General features: G+C 72.8%; 11 protein-coding genes. 7 read left to right on the top strand and 4 right to left on the bottom strand.

Translation table 11 applies throughout. The annotated features are described in order from the left end of the window. Positions 1 to 10 precede the first annotated feature (10 nt). Together ACNTMW_RS13015 and ACNTMW_RS13010 are read left to right on the top strand one after the other, a co-directional pair. Entirely contained in the window at positions 11 to 2,425 is a 2,415-nt protein-coding gene (locus ACNTMW_RS13015; protein ID WP_426633755.1) for a glycoside hydrolase family 2 protein, read from the top strand. Further along, complete coding sequence (locus tag ACNTMW_RS13010) at positions 2,422 to 3,369, top strand: ROK family protein (protein ID WP_426633754.1); 948 nt, start codon at positions 2,422 to 2,424, stop codon at positions 3,367 to 3,369. The genes ACNTMW_RS13015 and ACNTMW_RS13010 overlap by 4 nt, the downstream gene beginning before the upstream one ends. 11 nt (positions 3,370 to 3,380) lie before the next feature. On the opposite strand, the gene fdhA is transcribed toward ACNTMW_RS13010, so the two are convergent. Then, positions 3,381 to 4,622 carry a formaldehyde dehydrogenase, glutathione-independent gene (gene fdhA, locus ACNTMW_RS13005; protein WP_426633753.1) on the bottom strand — a complete coding sequence of 414 codons (1,242 nt, stop codon included), beginning with the start codon at positions 4,620 to 4,622 and terminating at the stop codon, positions 3,381 to 3,383. A 6-nt stretch (positions 4,623 to 4,628) separates the two neighbouring features. Beyond that, the gene (locus ACNTMW_RS13000) at positions 4,629 to 5,501 is read right to left on the bottom strand and encodes an MIP/aquaporin family protein (protein WP_426633752.1); all 873 of its coding nucleotides are present in this window, start codon (positions 5,499 to 5,501) and stop codon (positions 4,629 to 4,631) included. A 233-nt stretch (positions 5,502 to 5,734) separates the two neighbouring features. On the opposite strand from ACNTMW_RS13000, the gene ACNTMW_RS12995 reads away from it, so the two are divergent. The 3 genes from ACNTMW_RS12995 (at position 5,735) to ACNTMW_RS12985 (ending at position 8,271) form a co-directional block, all read left to right on the top strand. Next, positions 5,735 to 6,577 carry an LLM class F420-dependent oxidoreductase gene (locus ACNTMW_RS12995; RefSeq protein WP_426633751.1) on the top strand — a complete coding sequence of 281 codons (843 nt, stop codon included), beginning with the start codon at positions 5,735 to 5,737 and terminating at the stop codon, positions 6,575 to 6,577. Beyond that, complete coding sequence (locus ACNTMW_RS12990; protein WP_426633750.1) at positions 6,574 to 7,041, top strand: TIGR03668 family PPOX class F420-dependent oxidoreductase; 468 nt, start codon at positions 6,574 to 6,576, stop codon at positions 7,039 to 7,041. Before ACNTMW_RS12995 ends, ACNTMW_RS12990 begins: the two co-directional genes overlap by 4 nt. A gap of 237 nt (positions 7,042 to 7,278) precedes the next feature. Next, positions 7,279 to 8,271: a pentapeptide repeat-containing protein gene (locus tag ACNTMW_RS12985; RefSeq protein ID WP_426633997.1), complete on the top strand. Its 993-nt coding sequence runs from the start codon at positions 7,279 to 7,281 to the stop codon at positions 8,269 to 8,271. 17 nt (positions 8,272 to 8,288) lie between these two features. Here ACNTMW_RS12985 and ACNTMW_RS12980 read toward each other — a convergent pair whose 3' ends face one another. Then, a complete protein-coding gene (locus ACNTMW_RS12980; RefSeq protein ID WP_426633749.1) occupies positions 8,289 to 9,497 on the bottom strand; it encodes a D-alanyl-D-alanine carboxypeptidase family protein in 1,209 nt (402 codons plus the stop codon). A 158-nt stretch (positions 9,498 to 9,655) separates the two neighbouring features. Between ACNTMW_RS12980 and ACNTMW_RS12975 the strand changes: the two genes are divergently transcribed. Further along, positions 9,656 to 10,981 (top strand): serpin family protein, encoded by a 1,326-nt coding sequence (locus tag ACNTMW_RS12975; protein WP_426633748.1) that lies wholly within the window; start codon positions 9,656 to 9,658, stop codon positions 10,979 to 10,981. Between the two features lie 144 nt (positions 10,982 to 11,125). Here the strand turns inward: ACNTMW_RS12975 and ACNTMW_RS12970 are convergent, their stop codons facing one another. Continuing rightward, complete coding sequence (locus ACNTMW_RS12970; protein ID WP_426633747.1) at positions 11,126 to 11,818, bottom strand: Tat pathway signal sequence domain protein; 693 nt, start codon at positions 11,816 to 11,818, stop codon at positions 11,126 to 11,128. A gap of 754 nt (positions 11,819 to 12,572) precedes the next feature. Here ACNTMW_RS12970 and ACNTMW_RS12965 point away from each other — a divergent pair. Beyond that, positions 12,573 to 13,274, top strand: coding sequence for a TetR/AcrR family transcriptional regulator (locus ACNTMW_RS12965; RefSeq protein ID WP_426633746.1), 702 nt, complete (start codon positions 12,573 to 12,575; stop codon positions 13,272 to 13,274). Positions 13,275 to 13,408 lie beyond the last annotated feature (134 nt).

Raw genomic sequence — 13,408 nt, 5'->3', positions numbered from 1 at the left:
CGGATGGTCCGTGCGCGCCGGTTCCGGGTCGCGGGTACCGCACCCCGTCCCCGCCGCCGTACCCGGCTGCGTCCACACCGACCTCATGGCCGCCGGGGTCATCGCGGACCCGTACGTCGACGACAACGAGGCGTGGCTGGGCTGGATCGGCCGGACCGACTGGACGTACGAGACGACCTTCGCGCACTCTCCCGGTGGGAGCGACCGGACCGACCTCGCCTGCGCCGGGCTGGACACCGTCGCGACCGTGTCACTCAACGGCGTCGAGGTCGGGCGCACCGAGAACATGCACCGGTCGTACCGCTTCGACCTGCGCCACGCGCTGCGCCCGGGCACCAACACGCTGCGGGTGGCGTTCGCGTCGGCGTACACGTACGCCGAGCGGCTGCGCGAGCGGCTCGGCGACCGGCCCGGCGCCTATCCGCAGCCGTACCAGTTCATCCGCAAGATGGCCTGCAACTTCGGCTGGGACTGGGGCCCGACCGTGGTGACCGCCGGCATCTGGCGCCCGGTGGCGCTGGAGTCCTGGTCGACCGCCCGGCTGGCGCGGGTACGCCCGCTGGTGACCGTCGAGTCGGGCACCGGGCGGGTCCGGGTCGACGTCGAGGTCGAGCGGGCCACCGAGGAGTCCGCCTCGGTGCCGCTCACCGTGGCGGCGACCGTCGCCGGGGTACGCGCGGCCGCCGACCTGGCGCCCGGGGCGCACACGGCGACGCTGGAACTGACCGTCGCCGACCCGGCCCGGTGGTGGCCGCGCGGCTACGGCGACCAGCCGCGGTACCCGCTGGAGGTGACGCTCGCGACGGCCGACGGCCAGCCGCTCGACCGCTGGCAGCGGCGCGTCGGGTTCCGCTCGGTCCGGCTGGACACCACCCCCGACGCGCACGGCACCCCGTTCACCCTGGTCGTCAACGACGTGCCGGTGTTCGTCCGCGGGTTCAACTGGATCCCGGACGACTCGCTGGTCAGCCGGGTCGACCGGGCCCGGTACGAGACCCGGTTGACCCAGGCCGCCGAGACCGGCGCCAACTACCTGCGGGTGTGGGGCGGCGGCGTCTACGAGTCCGACGACTTCTACGACGCCGCCGACGAGCTGGGGCTGATGGTCGGCCAGGACTTCCTGTTCGCCTGCGCGGCGTACCCGGAGGAGGAGCCGCTGCGCGCGGAGGTGGCGGCCGAGGCCGCCGACAACGTGGTCCGGCTGGCCGCCCACCCCAGCCTGGTGCTGTGGACCGGCAACAACGAGAACATCTGGGGCTGGCACGACTGGGGGTGGCAGGACACACTCGGCGACCGGACCTGGGGCGCCGGGTACTACCTCGACCTGCTGCCCGAGATCGTGGCCCGGCTGGACCCGACCCGGCCGTACTGGCCGGGCAGCCCGTGGTCGGGCCGGCCCGAGGTGCACCCCAACGACCCGGCGCACGGCACCAGCCACGAGTGGGAGGTGTGGAACCGGATCGACTACCCGCACTACCGCGACTACGTGCCGCGCTTCGCCGCCGAGTTCGGGTTCCAGGCGCCACCGGCCTACGCGACGCTGCGCCGCTGGCTGTCCGACGACCCGCTCACCCCCACCTCCCCCGGCATGCTCCACCACCAGAAGGCCGAAGACGGCGACGCCAAGCTGCGGCGGGGCCTGGATGCGCACCTGCCCGCGCCGCGGGACTTCGACGACTGGCACTACCTGACCCAGGTCAACCAGGCCCGGGCGGTCAGCCTCGCGGTCGAGCACCACCGCTCGCACCGGCCGGTGTGCATGGGCACCATCGTGTGGCAGCTCAACGACTCGTGGCCGGCGACGTCGTGGTCGGCCGTCGACGCGGACGGCCGGCGCAAGCCGCTGTGGTACGCCCTGCGCCAGCGGTACGCCGACCGGCTGCTCACCATCCAGCCGCGCGACGACGCCCTGGCCCTGGTCGCGGTCAACGACGCCGCCACCGAGTGGACCGGACAGGCGGTCGTCACCCGGTACACACTCGACGGCACCCCGCGCGCCACGTACCCGGTCGACCTGCGGGTACCCGCCCGGTCGGCACTGACATGCGCGCTGCCCGCGGAGGTCGCCACGCCCGGCGAACCGGCGGCCGAGCTGCTCCGCGTCGAGGCCGGCGACCTGCGGGCCTGGTGGTTCTTCGCCGAGGACAACGAGATCGCCTACCCGCCGGCCGAGTACCGCGCCGAGGTGGTCACCGTGCCGGACGGCCTGCGGGTCACCGTCACCGCCGGCACGGTGCTGCGGGACCTGGCCCTCTTCCCCGACCGGCTCGACCCGGCCGCGGAGGTCGACGACGCGCTGGTTACCCTGCTGCCCGGCGAGTCGGTCACCTTCACGGTACGGACCCGACAGCCACTGGACCCCGCCGCGCTGACCAGCCGGCCGGTCCTACGCTGCGTCAACGACCTCGGGAGATCGCCAGGGTGAGCACCGTACTCGCTGTCGACGTCGGCGGCACCAAGCTGGCCGCCGCACTGGTCGACGCCGACGGCACGATCAGCAACCAGGTACAGGTGGCGACGCCGGCCAGCCGCGACCCCGACGTGGTGACCGGTGCGCTGCGCTCGGCCGTCGAGCAGGCGCTGGCCGCGGTACCCGCCGACACGGTGGTCGCGCTGGGCCTGGGCAGCGCCGGGCCGGTCGACCCGGCCGGCGGCACCGTGAGCCCGGTCAACATCCCGGCGTGGCGCGGCTTCGGCATCCTGGCGGCCCTGGCCGACCTGCTGCCGGACCGCCCGGCGGCGCTCGCCGGGGACGGGCACTGCATGGGGCTGGGCGAGTACCGCTTCGGCGGCCACCGCTGCCGGTCCCTGCTCGGCATGGTCGTCTCGACCGGGGTCGGCGGCGGCATCGTGCTCGACGGGAAGGTCCTGGCCGGCCCGACCGGCAACGCCGGGCACATCGGGCACGTGATCGTCGACCTCGACGGTCCGGCCTGCCCGTGCGGCTCGCGCGGCTGCGTCGAGGTGCTGGCCAGCGGCCCGAACATCGCCCGCTGGGCGGTCGAACAGGGCTGGGTACCGGCTGGGGACGTCGCCGACGGCCGGGCCCTGGCCGCCAGCGCCCGTGCCGGCGACCCGGTCGCGCTGCGGGCGTTCGACCGGTCGGCCCGGGCCGTGGCCGCCGGCATCGTGTCGGCGTCCGCGCTGGTCGACCTCGACGAGGTCGTCATCGGCGGAGGCATCGCCGCGGCCGGCGACCTCCTGTTCACGCCGCTGCGGGCGGCCGTCGCCGACCTCGCCGGAATGGAGTTCGTCCGCCGGGTCCGGGTGTACCCGAGCACCCTCGGCTCGTCCGCCGGGCTGCTCGGCGCGGCGGCCCTGGCGCTCGACCTGGTCGCCGCCGGCCCGGATCCGATCGCCCGGGTCTGACCGGCTCCCGCTCAGCCGGTCCTGCCGAGCATCCCGTGCGGGTCGAGGACGTACTTGCGCGCCGCGCCCTGGTCGAACTCGCGGTACCCCTGCGGTGCCTGGTCGAGCGGGATCGGGGTGGCGTTCACGTTCTTCGCGATCGACACCCGGTCGTGCAGGATCGCCATCATGAGCTGGCGGTTGTACCGCATCACCGGGCACTGTCCGGTGAAGAACGCCAGCGCCCTGGCCCAGCCCAGACCGAAGCGCAGCGACAGCGAGCCCGCACGCGCCGCCTCGTCGGTCGCGCCCCGGTCACCGGTCACGTAGAGCCCCGGGATCCCGATCGCTCCCCCGGCCGCGGTGACGTCCATCAGCGAGTTGAGCACGGTCGCGGGCTGCTCGGTCGCCGCCTGCCGGCCGTGCCCGTGCGCCTCGAAGCCGACCGCGTCGACGGCACAGTCGACCTCCGGTACGCCCAGGATCTGCGCGATCTGGTCCGCGGGATCGCCCGTGGACACGTCGATGGTCTCGCAGCCGAAGCTGCGGGCCTGCGCCAACCGCTGCTCGTTGAGGTCACCGACGATGACGACGGCCGCGCCGAGCAGGAACGCCGACGTGGCGGCGGCCAGCCCGACCGGTCCGGCACCGGCGACGTACACCGTGGAACCGGTGGTCACGCCGGCGGTGACACAGCCGTGGTAGCCGGTGGGGAAGATGTCCGACAGCATGGCCAGGTCGAGGATCTTCTCCATCGCCTGCTCCCTGTCGGGGAACGGCAGCAGGTTCCAGTCCGCGTAGGGCACCATGACGTACTCGGCCTGGCCGCCGGTCCACCCGCCCATGTCGACGTAGCCGTAGGCGGAGCCGGGCCGGTCGGGGTTGACGTTCAGGCAGATGTGGGTCTTGCCCGCCTTGCAGTTGCGGCAGCGCCCGCACGAGATGTTGAACGGTACCGAGCACAGGTCCCCCACCTTGATGAACTCGACGTCCCGGCCCGTCTCCACCACCTCACCGGTGATCTCGTGGCCCAGCACCAGCCCCGGCGGCGCGGTGGTGCGGCCGCGGACCATGTGCTGGTCGCTGCCGCAGATGTTGGTCGCGATGCTCTTGATGATGGCGCCGTGCGGGGTCTTGCGGCCCACGTTCACCGGGTTGACCCCGGGGCCCTCACGAAGCTCGAACCGCGGGTACTCCGTGCTCTGGACCTCCACCCGCCCCGGCCCCAGGTACGTGACGGCCTTGTTGCCCGATATGGCGGCGGTTCCCGGCATGATCGCTCACCTTCCCTCGTCGTTGCCGCGCGGGTGCTCCGCCGACCGGTCGTTACGGTCGGGCGTCCGGTCCCCGTCCAGCGGGCTGGAGCGGTCGGCCTGGTCGACGACCGGCACCCGGCGCCCCTCGATCTCGCCCTCGGCGCCCTGCGGCACCTCCGGGGGCACCTCACGGACCGGCCGGGCCACCGCCACGTAGCTGAACACCGCGAGGACGGCCCCGACCACCGGGCCGACCACGTAGACCCAGAACTGCCGCCACGGGGTGAACCCGCCGAACACGGCGTTCGCCACGTACGGGCCGAACGTACGGGCCGGGTTGAGGGAACCGCCGGTCACCGGGCCGATGACGAAGATCGCTACGCTCACCGACAGTCCGATGAGCAGGCCGGCGGGGCCGCGCGGGGCCCGGCGGTCGATCGCGAGCGCCATGATCGCCAGTAGCAGCAGGAAGGTGGCCACCGCCTCCGCCACCACCCCCCTGAGGTACCCGGCGGTGGGGTTCAGGGCGGTCAGCCCCACGCCGCCGATCTCGGTCGAGCGGCGGCCGAACACCGCGACGATGAGCAGGGCGCCCAGTATCCCGCCGGCGAACTGCGCCACCAGGTACGCCGGCACGTCCCGCCAGGGGAACCGCCGGACGGCCGCCAGCGCGATACTCACGGCAGGGTTGACGTGGGCACCGGAGGTCGTGCCGAATCCGTCCACGACGACCGCGATGACCAGCCCGAAGGCCAGGCCGATCACGCCCAGCCCGGCGTAGTCGAGCCTGCCGTCTCCGGCGATGATGGCCGCGACCACCGAACCCGCTCCGAAGAACACCAGCAGCGCGGTCCCGATCAGTTCGGCAAGGGCGCGGCGCGCGAGATGCGCCGACATGACAGGGCCCTTCCACGGGGTACAGCCCCTAAACTCGCCGATCTTGGACAGTTGGCGGCGCGGACAGGTCGTCACATGCCCACGATCACGGGAGGTCCGCGCTCAGACCGGCCGCGCGCTCCCGGCGCTTCCGGCGCTCCCGCGCGCTCCCGTCACTCCCGGCGCCCCCGGCGCCCCCGGCGCCCCCGCGCGCTCGCCGAGCAGGCCGGGCCGGTGGCTTCTAGACTCGACGAATGGACTTCGGGATCGGATATTTCCCGACACACGACGGCATGAACCCCGGCGCTCTGGCCTCCGCACTCGAAGACCACGGGCAGGACGCGCTGCTGTTCGCCGAGCACACCCACATTCCGGCCAGCCGGGAGAGCCCCTGGCCCGAGGGGCCGCCCGGCACCGAACTGCCGCGGAAGTACTGGCACTGCTACGACCTGTTCGTGGCGCTGACCGCCGCCGCGGCGGCGACCACGAAGCTGCGCGTGGGCAGCGGCATCTGCCTGGTCATCGAGCGCGACCCGATCACCTGCGCCAAGGAGGTCGCCAGCATCGACCACCTGTCCGGCGGGCGCTTCGAGTTCGGTGTGGGCGCCGGCTGGAACCGCGAGGAGATGCGCAACCACGGCACCGACCCGCGCAAGCGGATGGCGATCATGCGCGAACGGGTCGAGGCGATGAAGGCGATCTGGACGCAGGAAGAGGCCAGCTACTCCGGCGAGTACGTCAACTTCGAGCGGATCTGGTCGTACCCCAAGCCCGCCCAGCGCCCGCACCCGCCGGTCCTCGTCGGCGGCGACGGGCCGACCGTGCTCGACCGGGTACTCGCCTTCGGCGACGCGTGGATGCCCAACTGGCGCGGCGACGACACGCTCCTCGACCGCATCAATGAGCTGCGCTCGCGGGCGGACCGGCACGTCGAGGTACAGATTCTGTCCGCACCGCCCGACCCCGCCGTCCTCGAGCGCTTCGAGCGGGCCGGGGTGCGGCGGGCGCTGCACTGGTTGCCGTCCGGCCCGGCCGGTCCGGTGTTCCAGGCGCTCGAGGCATGGGAGGACGCGATCGTCCAGTTCACCGGCGGATGACCGACGAGGAGGCGCGCCGGCGGTTCGCGGCGGCCCGGGTCGCCCGGCTCGCCACCGCGGACGCCGAGGGCCGCCCGCATCTCGTACCGATGGTCTTCGCCCTCGCCGGCGAGCGCCGCACCGAGGGAGCAGTCGCGGACAGCGGCACCGGTACGGGTGCGACCGTGTACAGCGCCGTCGACGCGAAGCCCAAGCGTTCCACGTCGCTGCGCCGGCTCGCCAACATCAGGGCCAACCCCCGCGTGGCCGTCCTCGTGGACCACTACTCCGACGACTGGAGCGCGCTGTGGTGGGTGCGAGCGGACGGGACGGGCCGGGTACTCGACGCCGGCTCCCCCGAGGGCCGTGACGCCATCGCGCTGCTGGCGCTGCGCTACCCGCAGTACCGGGAGAAGCCACCGGCCGGGCCGGTGGTCGCGATCGACGTGGAGCGCTGGTCCGCCTGGTCGGCCGCCGGTGACTGACCGCCACCGGTGATCCGGACGTCGGCACGCGGGCCGGACGTCGGCACGCGGGCCGGACGTCGGCACGCGGGCCGGACGTCGGCACGCGGGCCGGCCGGCTCACGCGGCGCGGGCCCGGCCGGGCGGTCGAGTGGCCGTAGCCGGGGGATTCGATCGCAACAGCCGGCCGCCGCTGGTGACGGGTATCGGGGACAATGGGCACGTACCAGAGCACGGCGGCAGGCAGCGGTGCTCGTCCTGCGGCAGGAGATCAGCACGTTGTCCCGGAACCACCAGGCCCCACCCACCGCCGGAGGACGTCCCGACCTGCAAGCCGACTGCGCGAACTGCTTCGGCCTCTGCTGCGTCGCGCTGCCCTTCGCCGCCTCGGCCGACTTCGCGGTCGACAAGGACGCGGGGCAGCCGTGCGCCAACCTCCAGCCGGACTTCCGCTGCGGCATCCACGCTCGCCTGCGCCAGGAGGGTTTTCCCGGCTGCACCGTCTTCGACTGTTTCGGCGCGGGGCAGAAGGTCTCCCGCAGCACGTTCGCCGGCCGGGACTGGCGGGAGGACCCGCGGACCGCACGGCAGATGTTCGCGGTCTTCCCGATCATGCGGCAGCTCCATGAGCTGCTCTGGTACGTGACCGAGGCGTTGACCCTGCCGCCGGCCCGACCGGTCCACGAGGACCTCCGCCGCGCGCGCGACGATATCGACCGCCTTACCCGGGGCGGCGCCGAGACGCTCGCGGGACTGGACGTGGCGGCCCTCCGTGCGGAGGTCAACCCGCTCCTGGTGCGGGCCAGCGAGCTGGTGCGGTCCCGGGTCCCCGGCCGCCGGAAGAACCACCGGGGAGCCGACCTGATCGGAGCCACACTCAGCGGCGCCGATCTGCGGGGGGCCAATCTCCGCGGGGCGTACCTGATCGGGGCCGACCTCAGGAACGCCGATCTGAGGTCGGCCGACCTGATCGGGGCGGACTTCCGCGGCGCGGATCTCAGCGGCGCCGACCTCAGCGGCAGCATCTTCCTGACCCAGTCCCAGCTCAACGCGGCCAACGGGGACGCCGCCACCACGCTCCCCCCGGGGCTCGACCGCCCCGGCCACTGGCGGACCACCGGCGCGGACCAGCCCGGAACCACTCGACCGGAGCGGCCCGGAACGCCCCGTACCGCCCGGCCCCGACCGAACCGCTCCGGCCGGCGCCGGGCCGCCGGGGCCGACGACCATCGGGACCGGCCCACACCCTGACGGGGCGACCGCGACGGTCAGCGGGCGGGTCCCCGTGTCCGCCGCCGTACCCCGATCACGACCAGCAGCGCCACCGGACCCGCGGCGGCGACGGCCGCAGCCGCGGCACCCACCACCGTCGGCGACCAGTACCGCAGCTCCTGACGCTGGGTGAGGGGTAGGCCCGCCATCGGCCGCGGACTCGCCGACCGCGAGGCCATCGTCGCGGCCATGCGGTCGGCTTCCCCCGGCTCGACCAACCGGCCCACCGACGCTCCGGCCGGTACCGCGAAGCCCCAGTCGAGCAGGGCGGCACCCTGCTGCCAGCCGCGTACCGGCTCGACCTCCGCGCCGAGCAGCGTCACCACCAGCCGCCGCCCGTTGCGCTCGGCGGCGCCGACGTAGGTGTGCCGGGCCAGGTCGGTGAAGCCCACCTTGCCGCCGAGCGCGCCGGGGTACTGGTACAACAGCTGGTTGTCGTTGCCGATCTGGAAGCCCTTGGGGTCCTGTGGTGGTTGCGCGGGCACGGTGGCGACCTGGGTCGTGGCGTACCGCCGGAAGTCGGCGCGGGCGAAGTCCGCGCGGGCGATCAGCGCCATGTCGTACGCGCTGGTGAACTGGCCCGGTCCGTCCAGGCCGGACGACGTGGCGGCGTGGGTGTCGAGCGCACCGAGCTGGCGGGCGGTGTCGTTCATCGCCTGGAGACCACCGACCAGGCCGGCGCTGCCGCCGCCCAGCCGGGCGAGCACGTTGGCCGCGTCGTTGCCGGAGTTGAGCATCAGCCCCAGCCAGAGCGTCTCGACCGGGTAGTGGCCGCCGAGCAGCAGCCCCATGGCCGAGCTTCCCGGTTCGAAGTCCAGGTCGGACTGCGTGACCTCGACGACCTGGGCCGGGTCCAGCTTCGGCATGACGGCGGCCACCAGCAGCAACTTCTGCACGCTGGCCGGGGGGCTCAGCTCGTGCGGGCCGCAGGCGCCGAGGACGGCCCCGCTGTCGAGGTCGGCGACCACCCACGAGGTGGCGCTGACGTTGGTGGGCAGCGCCGGCGCGTTCGGTGGCACCGCGAGACCCGCGGTTGCCAGGCCCACGCCGCCGATCACCGCCCACGCCGGATCGCGCGGCGGCGGGCTGGGCCGGGGTGACCGCTTGACCGGCGGGCTGGGGCACGGCACGAACGCCGGGCGGCTGGCGCCCGGCGTCGGGCGCACCACCGGGGTGGTGCCCGTATCCGGGTGCGACGCAACCATGGGAGCCGCCATCAACACGCTCGCCACGGCCGTCGCCAGACGGCTACCACTCACAAGGAGGCAGGCTAGCCGGCGCACCGGGGCGCCGCACGACATTGGGGAACCGCCGGGGCCGGTACGGGCGTCCGAGACTATCGATACCGACCACGGAGGCGAGCATGGCAGCCAGGAACCGTCAGCTATGGCCCAGAATCATCGGCATCGTCGTCAGCGCCGCCGTGACGGTCGTACCGGCATCGGCCGCGCCCGCTGCGGCGGTGACCAGGTTGAGCAGCGACGGGGTCCAGCGGGCCGCCGCGGCGCCGGACGCGCCCGTCGACGCCCTCGCCCGCGGTATCACGGCCTTCGGGTACCGGTTCAGCCAGGTCACCGCCGCACCGCCGGAGAACTGGGTGGTCTCGCCGGTCAGCATCGGGTACGCGTTCGCCATGGTACGGGCCGGCGCCCGGGGCGAGACCGGCACGGAGATCGACGGCGTGTTCGGCTTCCCGCCGGTGGGTACCGACGAGGCGTTCAACGCCGCCACCCGCCGGTTGGCCGGCTCCGCCACCTCCGGCTCCTCCGCCGCGGCCCCCGGCGCGGCAAGGCCCGCCACGCTGCTCGTCAACAACGCGATCTTCACCGCACAGCAGCTACGGATCGAGAAACCCTTCCTGCGTACGCTCGCCGCGCAGTACGGCGCCGGGGTGTACCCGGTGGACTTCCACTCGCCGCGCACCATCCGGACGATCAACGAGTGGGTACGGGCGCAGACCGCCGGACGGATCCCCACGCTGTTCGACCGTCTCGACCCGGACGCCGCTGCCGTCCTGGCGAACACGGTCTACCTGCGGGCCGACTGGGAGCACGAGTTCGACCGGTCCGCGACCGTGCCGGCCCCGTTCACCCGCGCCGACGGCCACGTCGGCCAGGTGCCGACCATGCACCTGGCCGCCGACCTGCGGTACGCCTCCGGAGCCGGCTGGCAGACTGTCGAGCTGCCGTACGCGCACAGCGACCTGGCCATGTGGGTCATGGTCCCCACCGGGCCCGCGCCCGGGGAGCCGGCCGGAGCGGGCGCTCCGCCGGGCCCGGCCGACCTGCTGGCACCGGCCTCGATGGCGGCCGTCGGCGCCGCGCTGCGGCCGGCGTACGTCAGCGTGGCGCTCCCCCGCTGGGACTTCGGCACCAACATCGACCTGGACGACCCGCTCGTGCGCCTCGGCGTGCGGCGGGCGTTCGACCCGGGCACGGCCGACTTCTCCGGCATCAGCGGCGCGCAGCTGTACATCGACCAGGCGGTGCACCGCGCGACCGTCACGGTCGACGAGCGCGGTACGGAGGCCGCCGCCGCGACCGGCATCTCGATGATGCCCACGTCGGCGCGGGTACCGCCGGAGCTGGTCGTGAGGGCCGACCGGCCGTTCGCGTTCGCCGTGGTGCACCGCCCGACCGGATTGCCGGTCTTCGTCGGCCACGTGGCGGACCCGGCCGCGCACGGCTGAGCGGGGCGCGACAGCCGCGGACGCGGTGCGGCCAGCGGCACGAAGCAGCCAGCGGCACGAAGCGCCCCAGCTGCATGGGGCTCCGGACTCCCCCAGCAACCGGGCCGCCGACCACGGCGGCCGGCGGCCCGGGCCGCGAGGGACCTAGTTGACGTAGACGCCCGGGGTGTCCGGCGCGCTGGAGTTCTGGACGGGTGAGTACGTCGCGCTGAAGTAGCCGTTGCCGAAGCAGGTGGCCGGTCCGGACACCTTGTTGAACTTCTGGCCGGTGAAGGTGATCGAGTTGTCGTCGTTGGCCGCGGTCCCGGTCAGCGTGTTGCCGTCAGCCTCGTATACGCAGGTGACCGTGCCGAGGATCGTGTTCAGCACGGCGGTGGTCCGGATCGGTCCGGCCGCGGAGCCGGTGACCGTGACGGACTTCGTCGCGCTGTCCACCGTGGTGTGGAACGGGAGGTTGTTGACCGTCACACCGCGGACGCCGGTCGTACCGAAGATGTTGCTGGTACAACTGCTGAAGTTCTGGGCGGTCAACGTCTCCTCCGCCGTTCCGGGCGCCACCGGGTTGGAGTCCACGGTGGCGCTGAACGTCGACACGGCACACCGGACACCGGTCGAGCCACTGGCCGACGAGAAGAAGTTGACCGTCGTGCCGGCCTTCAGCGCGGCGCTGATGACGTCGCCGACCGCCAGGTCGGCTCCGCCGGCGCCGTTGGTGAGCACGGCGGGGCCGTCCGCCGCCGGTACGGGGTCGGCCGCCGACACGGCGCCCGCCATCGGCAGCGTGCCGGCCAGTGCCGCGAGCGTCGCGACGGCGAGATACCGGTACCTGAGCATCATCCTTGCCTCCCTTTGTCGCCTGTCACCTCTGCTTGAGCGGGGTTCACCGTGGGCGGGGTTCACCGTGGGGCGGGGTTCACCGTGAGGAGAGCCACCTCGAGTTGACGTTCGCCTCGAGTTGACGTTCACCCCGAGCGCACAGTTCATCTCGAACAGGTTTCCTTCTGTTCTGCGGCGCGGTCGCCCACGGAATAGATGGATGCCACGACAGACCGCCCGGCCGTACACCACGATGGCCAGTGAACGCGTTTAGCTGAAAGGCGCACGGAATTACTCCGCACGACCCGGGACAGAGTGGAGCTGAATGGGGGACGAGTTCACAGAACCCGCGTCGATACCGCCAGCACGGCAACGGCAGAATTCGGCGCGCCCCATGAAATTGTTGGCGCCCATTCGACAGGGCCGCCACGAAATGAGTGCGCGCATCAACGGCACGACGAGGTCGCGCACTCGATGCCGACAATTCACGCGACCGACCGGGTCGCATCAGCTGACTGATCGACCGTGCCGGGAGCGGGATCGCGGCGGCGATACTGGGGATTACCTGCCCTCCTCCGCCCCCGATCGCCATGAAATGACACGGAAACAAACTCATCGATGTTATAAACCTCGAAGGGTCTTAACGTCAAGAAGTCAACGAAGGTGATCAATGTCAGCAACCACTTCCCCAACCTCTGACCTGGGGCTCGGCCCCCTACCCGGCGCGCGACCGGGTCGCGACCCGGCCAGAGCAATCAAACGCGGGCCGAGCCGGTTGCCTCCCGAGGTGGTCGCCGCCACCCAGCGGGACCGGCTGTTCGACGGGCTCGTGCACACCGTCGCCCAGAAGGGGTACGTCAACGCCCGGGTCAGCGACATCTGCACCGCCGCCGGCGTGACCAGACCGGCCTTCTACGCCCTGTTCGCGGGCAAGGAGGACGCCTTCCTGGCCACCTACCGCCACGGCACCGGGGTGCTGTTGGAACTGATGGAGCGGGGATACCGGGCCGCGCCGGACTGGCGGACCGGGGTGCCGGCGGCACTGAACGTGCTGCTCGACGTACTCGCGAGCGTGCCGGCCTTCGCGTCCATGGCGATCGTCGAGATAGACGCCGTCGGACCCGCCGCCCGGCACGAACGCGACCAACTCCTGCGCCGCTTCGACCAGTTCTTCGTGAGCGCACCCCCGCACGTGGACCTGGACCGACCCGACGATCTCGTCGGGTCGGTCGTCGGCGGCGTCTACGCCACCATCCACCGCTATGTCGCATCTGGGCGTGTTGATGAACTTCCCCGCCTCATGCCGGTACTGACTTACTTCACCATGGCGCCGTTCCTCGGCCATGACGAGGCGACCCGGGAAATCGCGTCGGTACGACCGGCCGCCATGAAGACCGTCGCCCCCTGCGTCGCGGCGCGACACGACGTCGATGTCACCGGCGACCCGGCCGGCCCCACCGGGGCGCCACCGGCCTGACAGCCGACCCGTTACCTTTTTGATCGTCCCCAGCCGGGGACTGCTCGGTCGCTCGGCCCGGTATGACTGACTGCCCCTGTAGCACGCATGATCCGGGGGGTGTTGTCGCCGGGCCGGGTGGCGTCGGCGGACCG

The sequence above is a fragment of the Planosporangium spinosum genome (assembly GCF_049999945.1).
Lineage (GTDB): Bacteria > Actinomycetota > Actinomycetes > Mycobacteriales > Micromonosporaceae > Planosporangium > Planosporangium spinosum.
Note: the sequence above shows the minus strand (reverse complement) of the source record. Positions and strands in the feature narration are given on the sequence as shown.

What these genes read in the sequence shown, in the direction of transcription:
- fdhA (WP_426633753.1), bottom strand. Translation starts at nt 4,622, where the DNA reads ATGCCGGGAACCGCCGCCATATCGGGCAACAAGGCCGTCACGTACCTG.
- ACNTMW_RS13000 (WP_426633752.1), bottom strand. Translation starts at nt 5,501, where the DNA reads ATGTCGGCGCATCTCGCGCGCCGCGCCCTTGCCGAACTGATCGGGACC.
- ACNTMW_RS12995 (WP_426633751.1), top strand. Translation starts at nt 5,735, where the DNA reads ATGGACTTCGGGATCGGATATTTCCCGACACACGACGGCATGAACCCC.
- ACNTMW_RS12990 (WP_426633750.1), top strand. Translation starts at nt 6,574, where the DNA reads ATGACCGACGAGGAGGCGCGCCGGCGGTTCGCGGCGGCCCGGGTCGCC.
- ACNTMW_RS12980 (WP_426633749.1), bottom strand. Translation starts at nt 9,497, where the DNA reads ATGGTTGCGTCGCACCCGGATACGGGCACCACCCCGGTGGTGCGCCCG.
- ACNTMW_RS12975 (WP_426633748.1), top strand. Translation starts at nt 9,656, where the DNA reads ATGGCAGCCAGGAACCGTCAGCTATGGCCCAGAATCATCGGCATCGTC.
- ACNTMW_RS12970 (WP_426633747.1), bottom strand. Translation starts at nt 11,818, where the DNA reads ATGATGCTCAGGTACCGGTATCTCGCCGTCGCGACGCTCGCGGCACTG.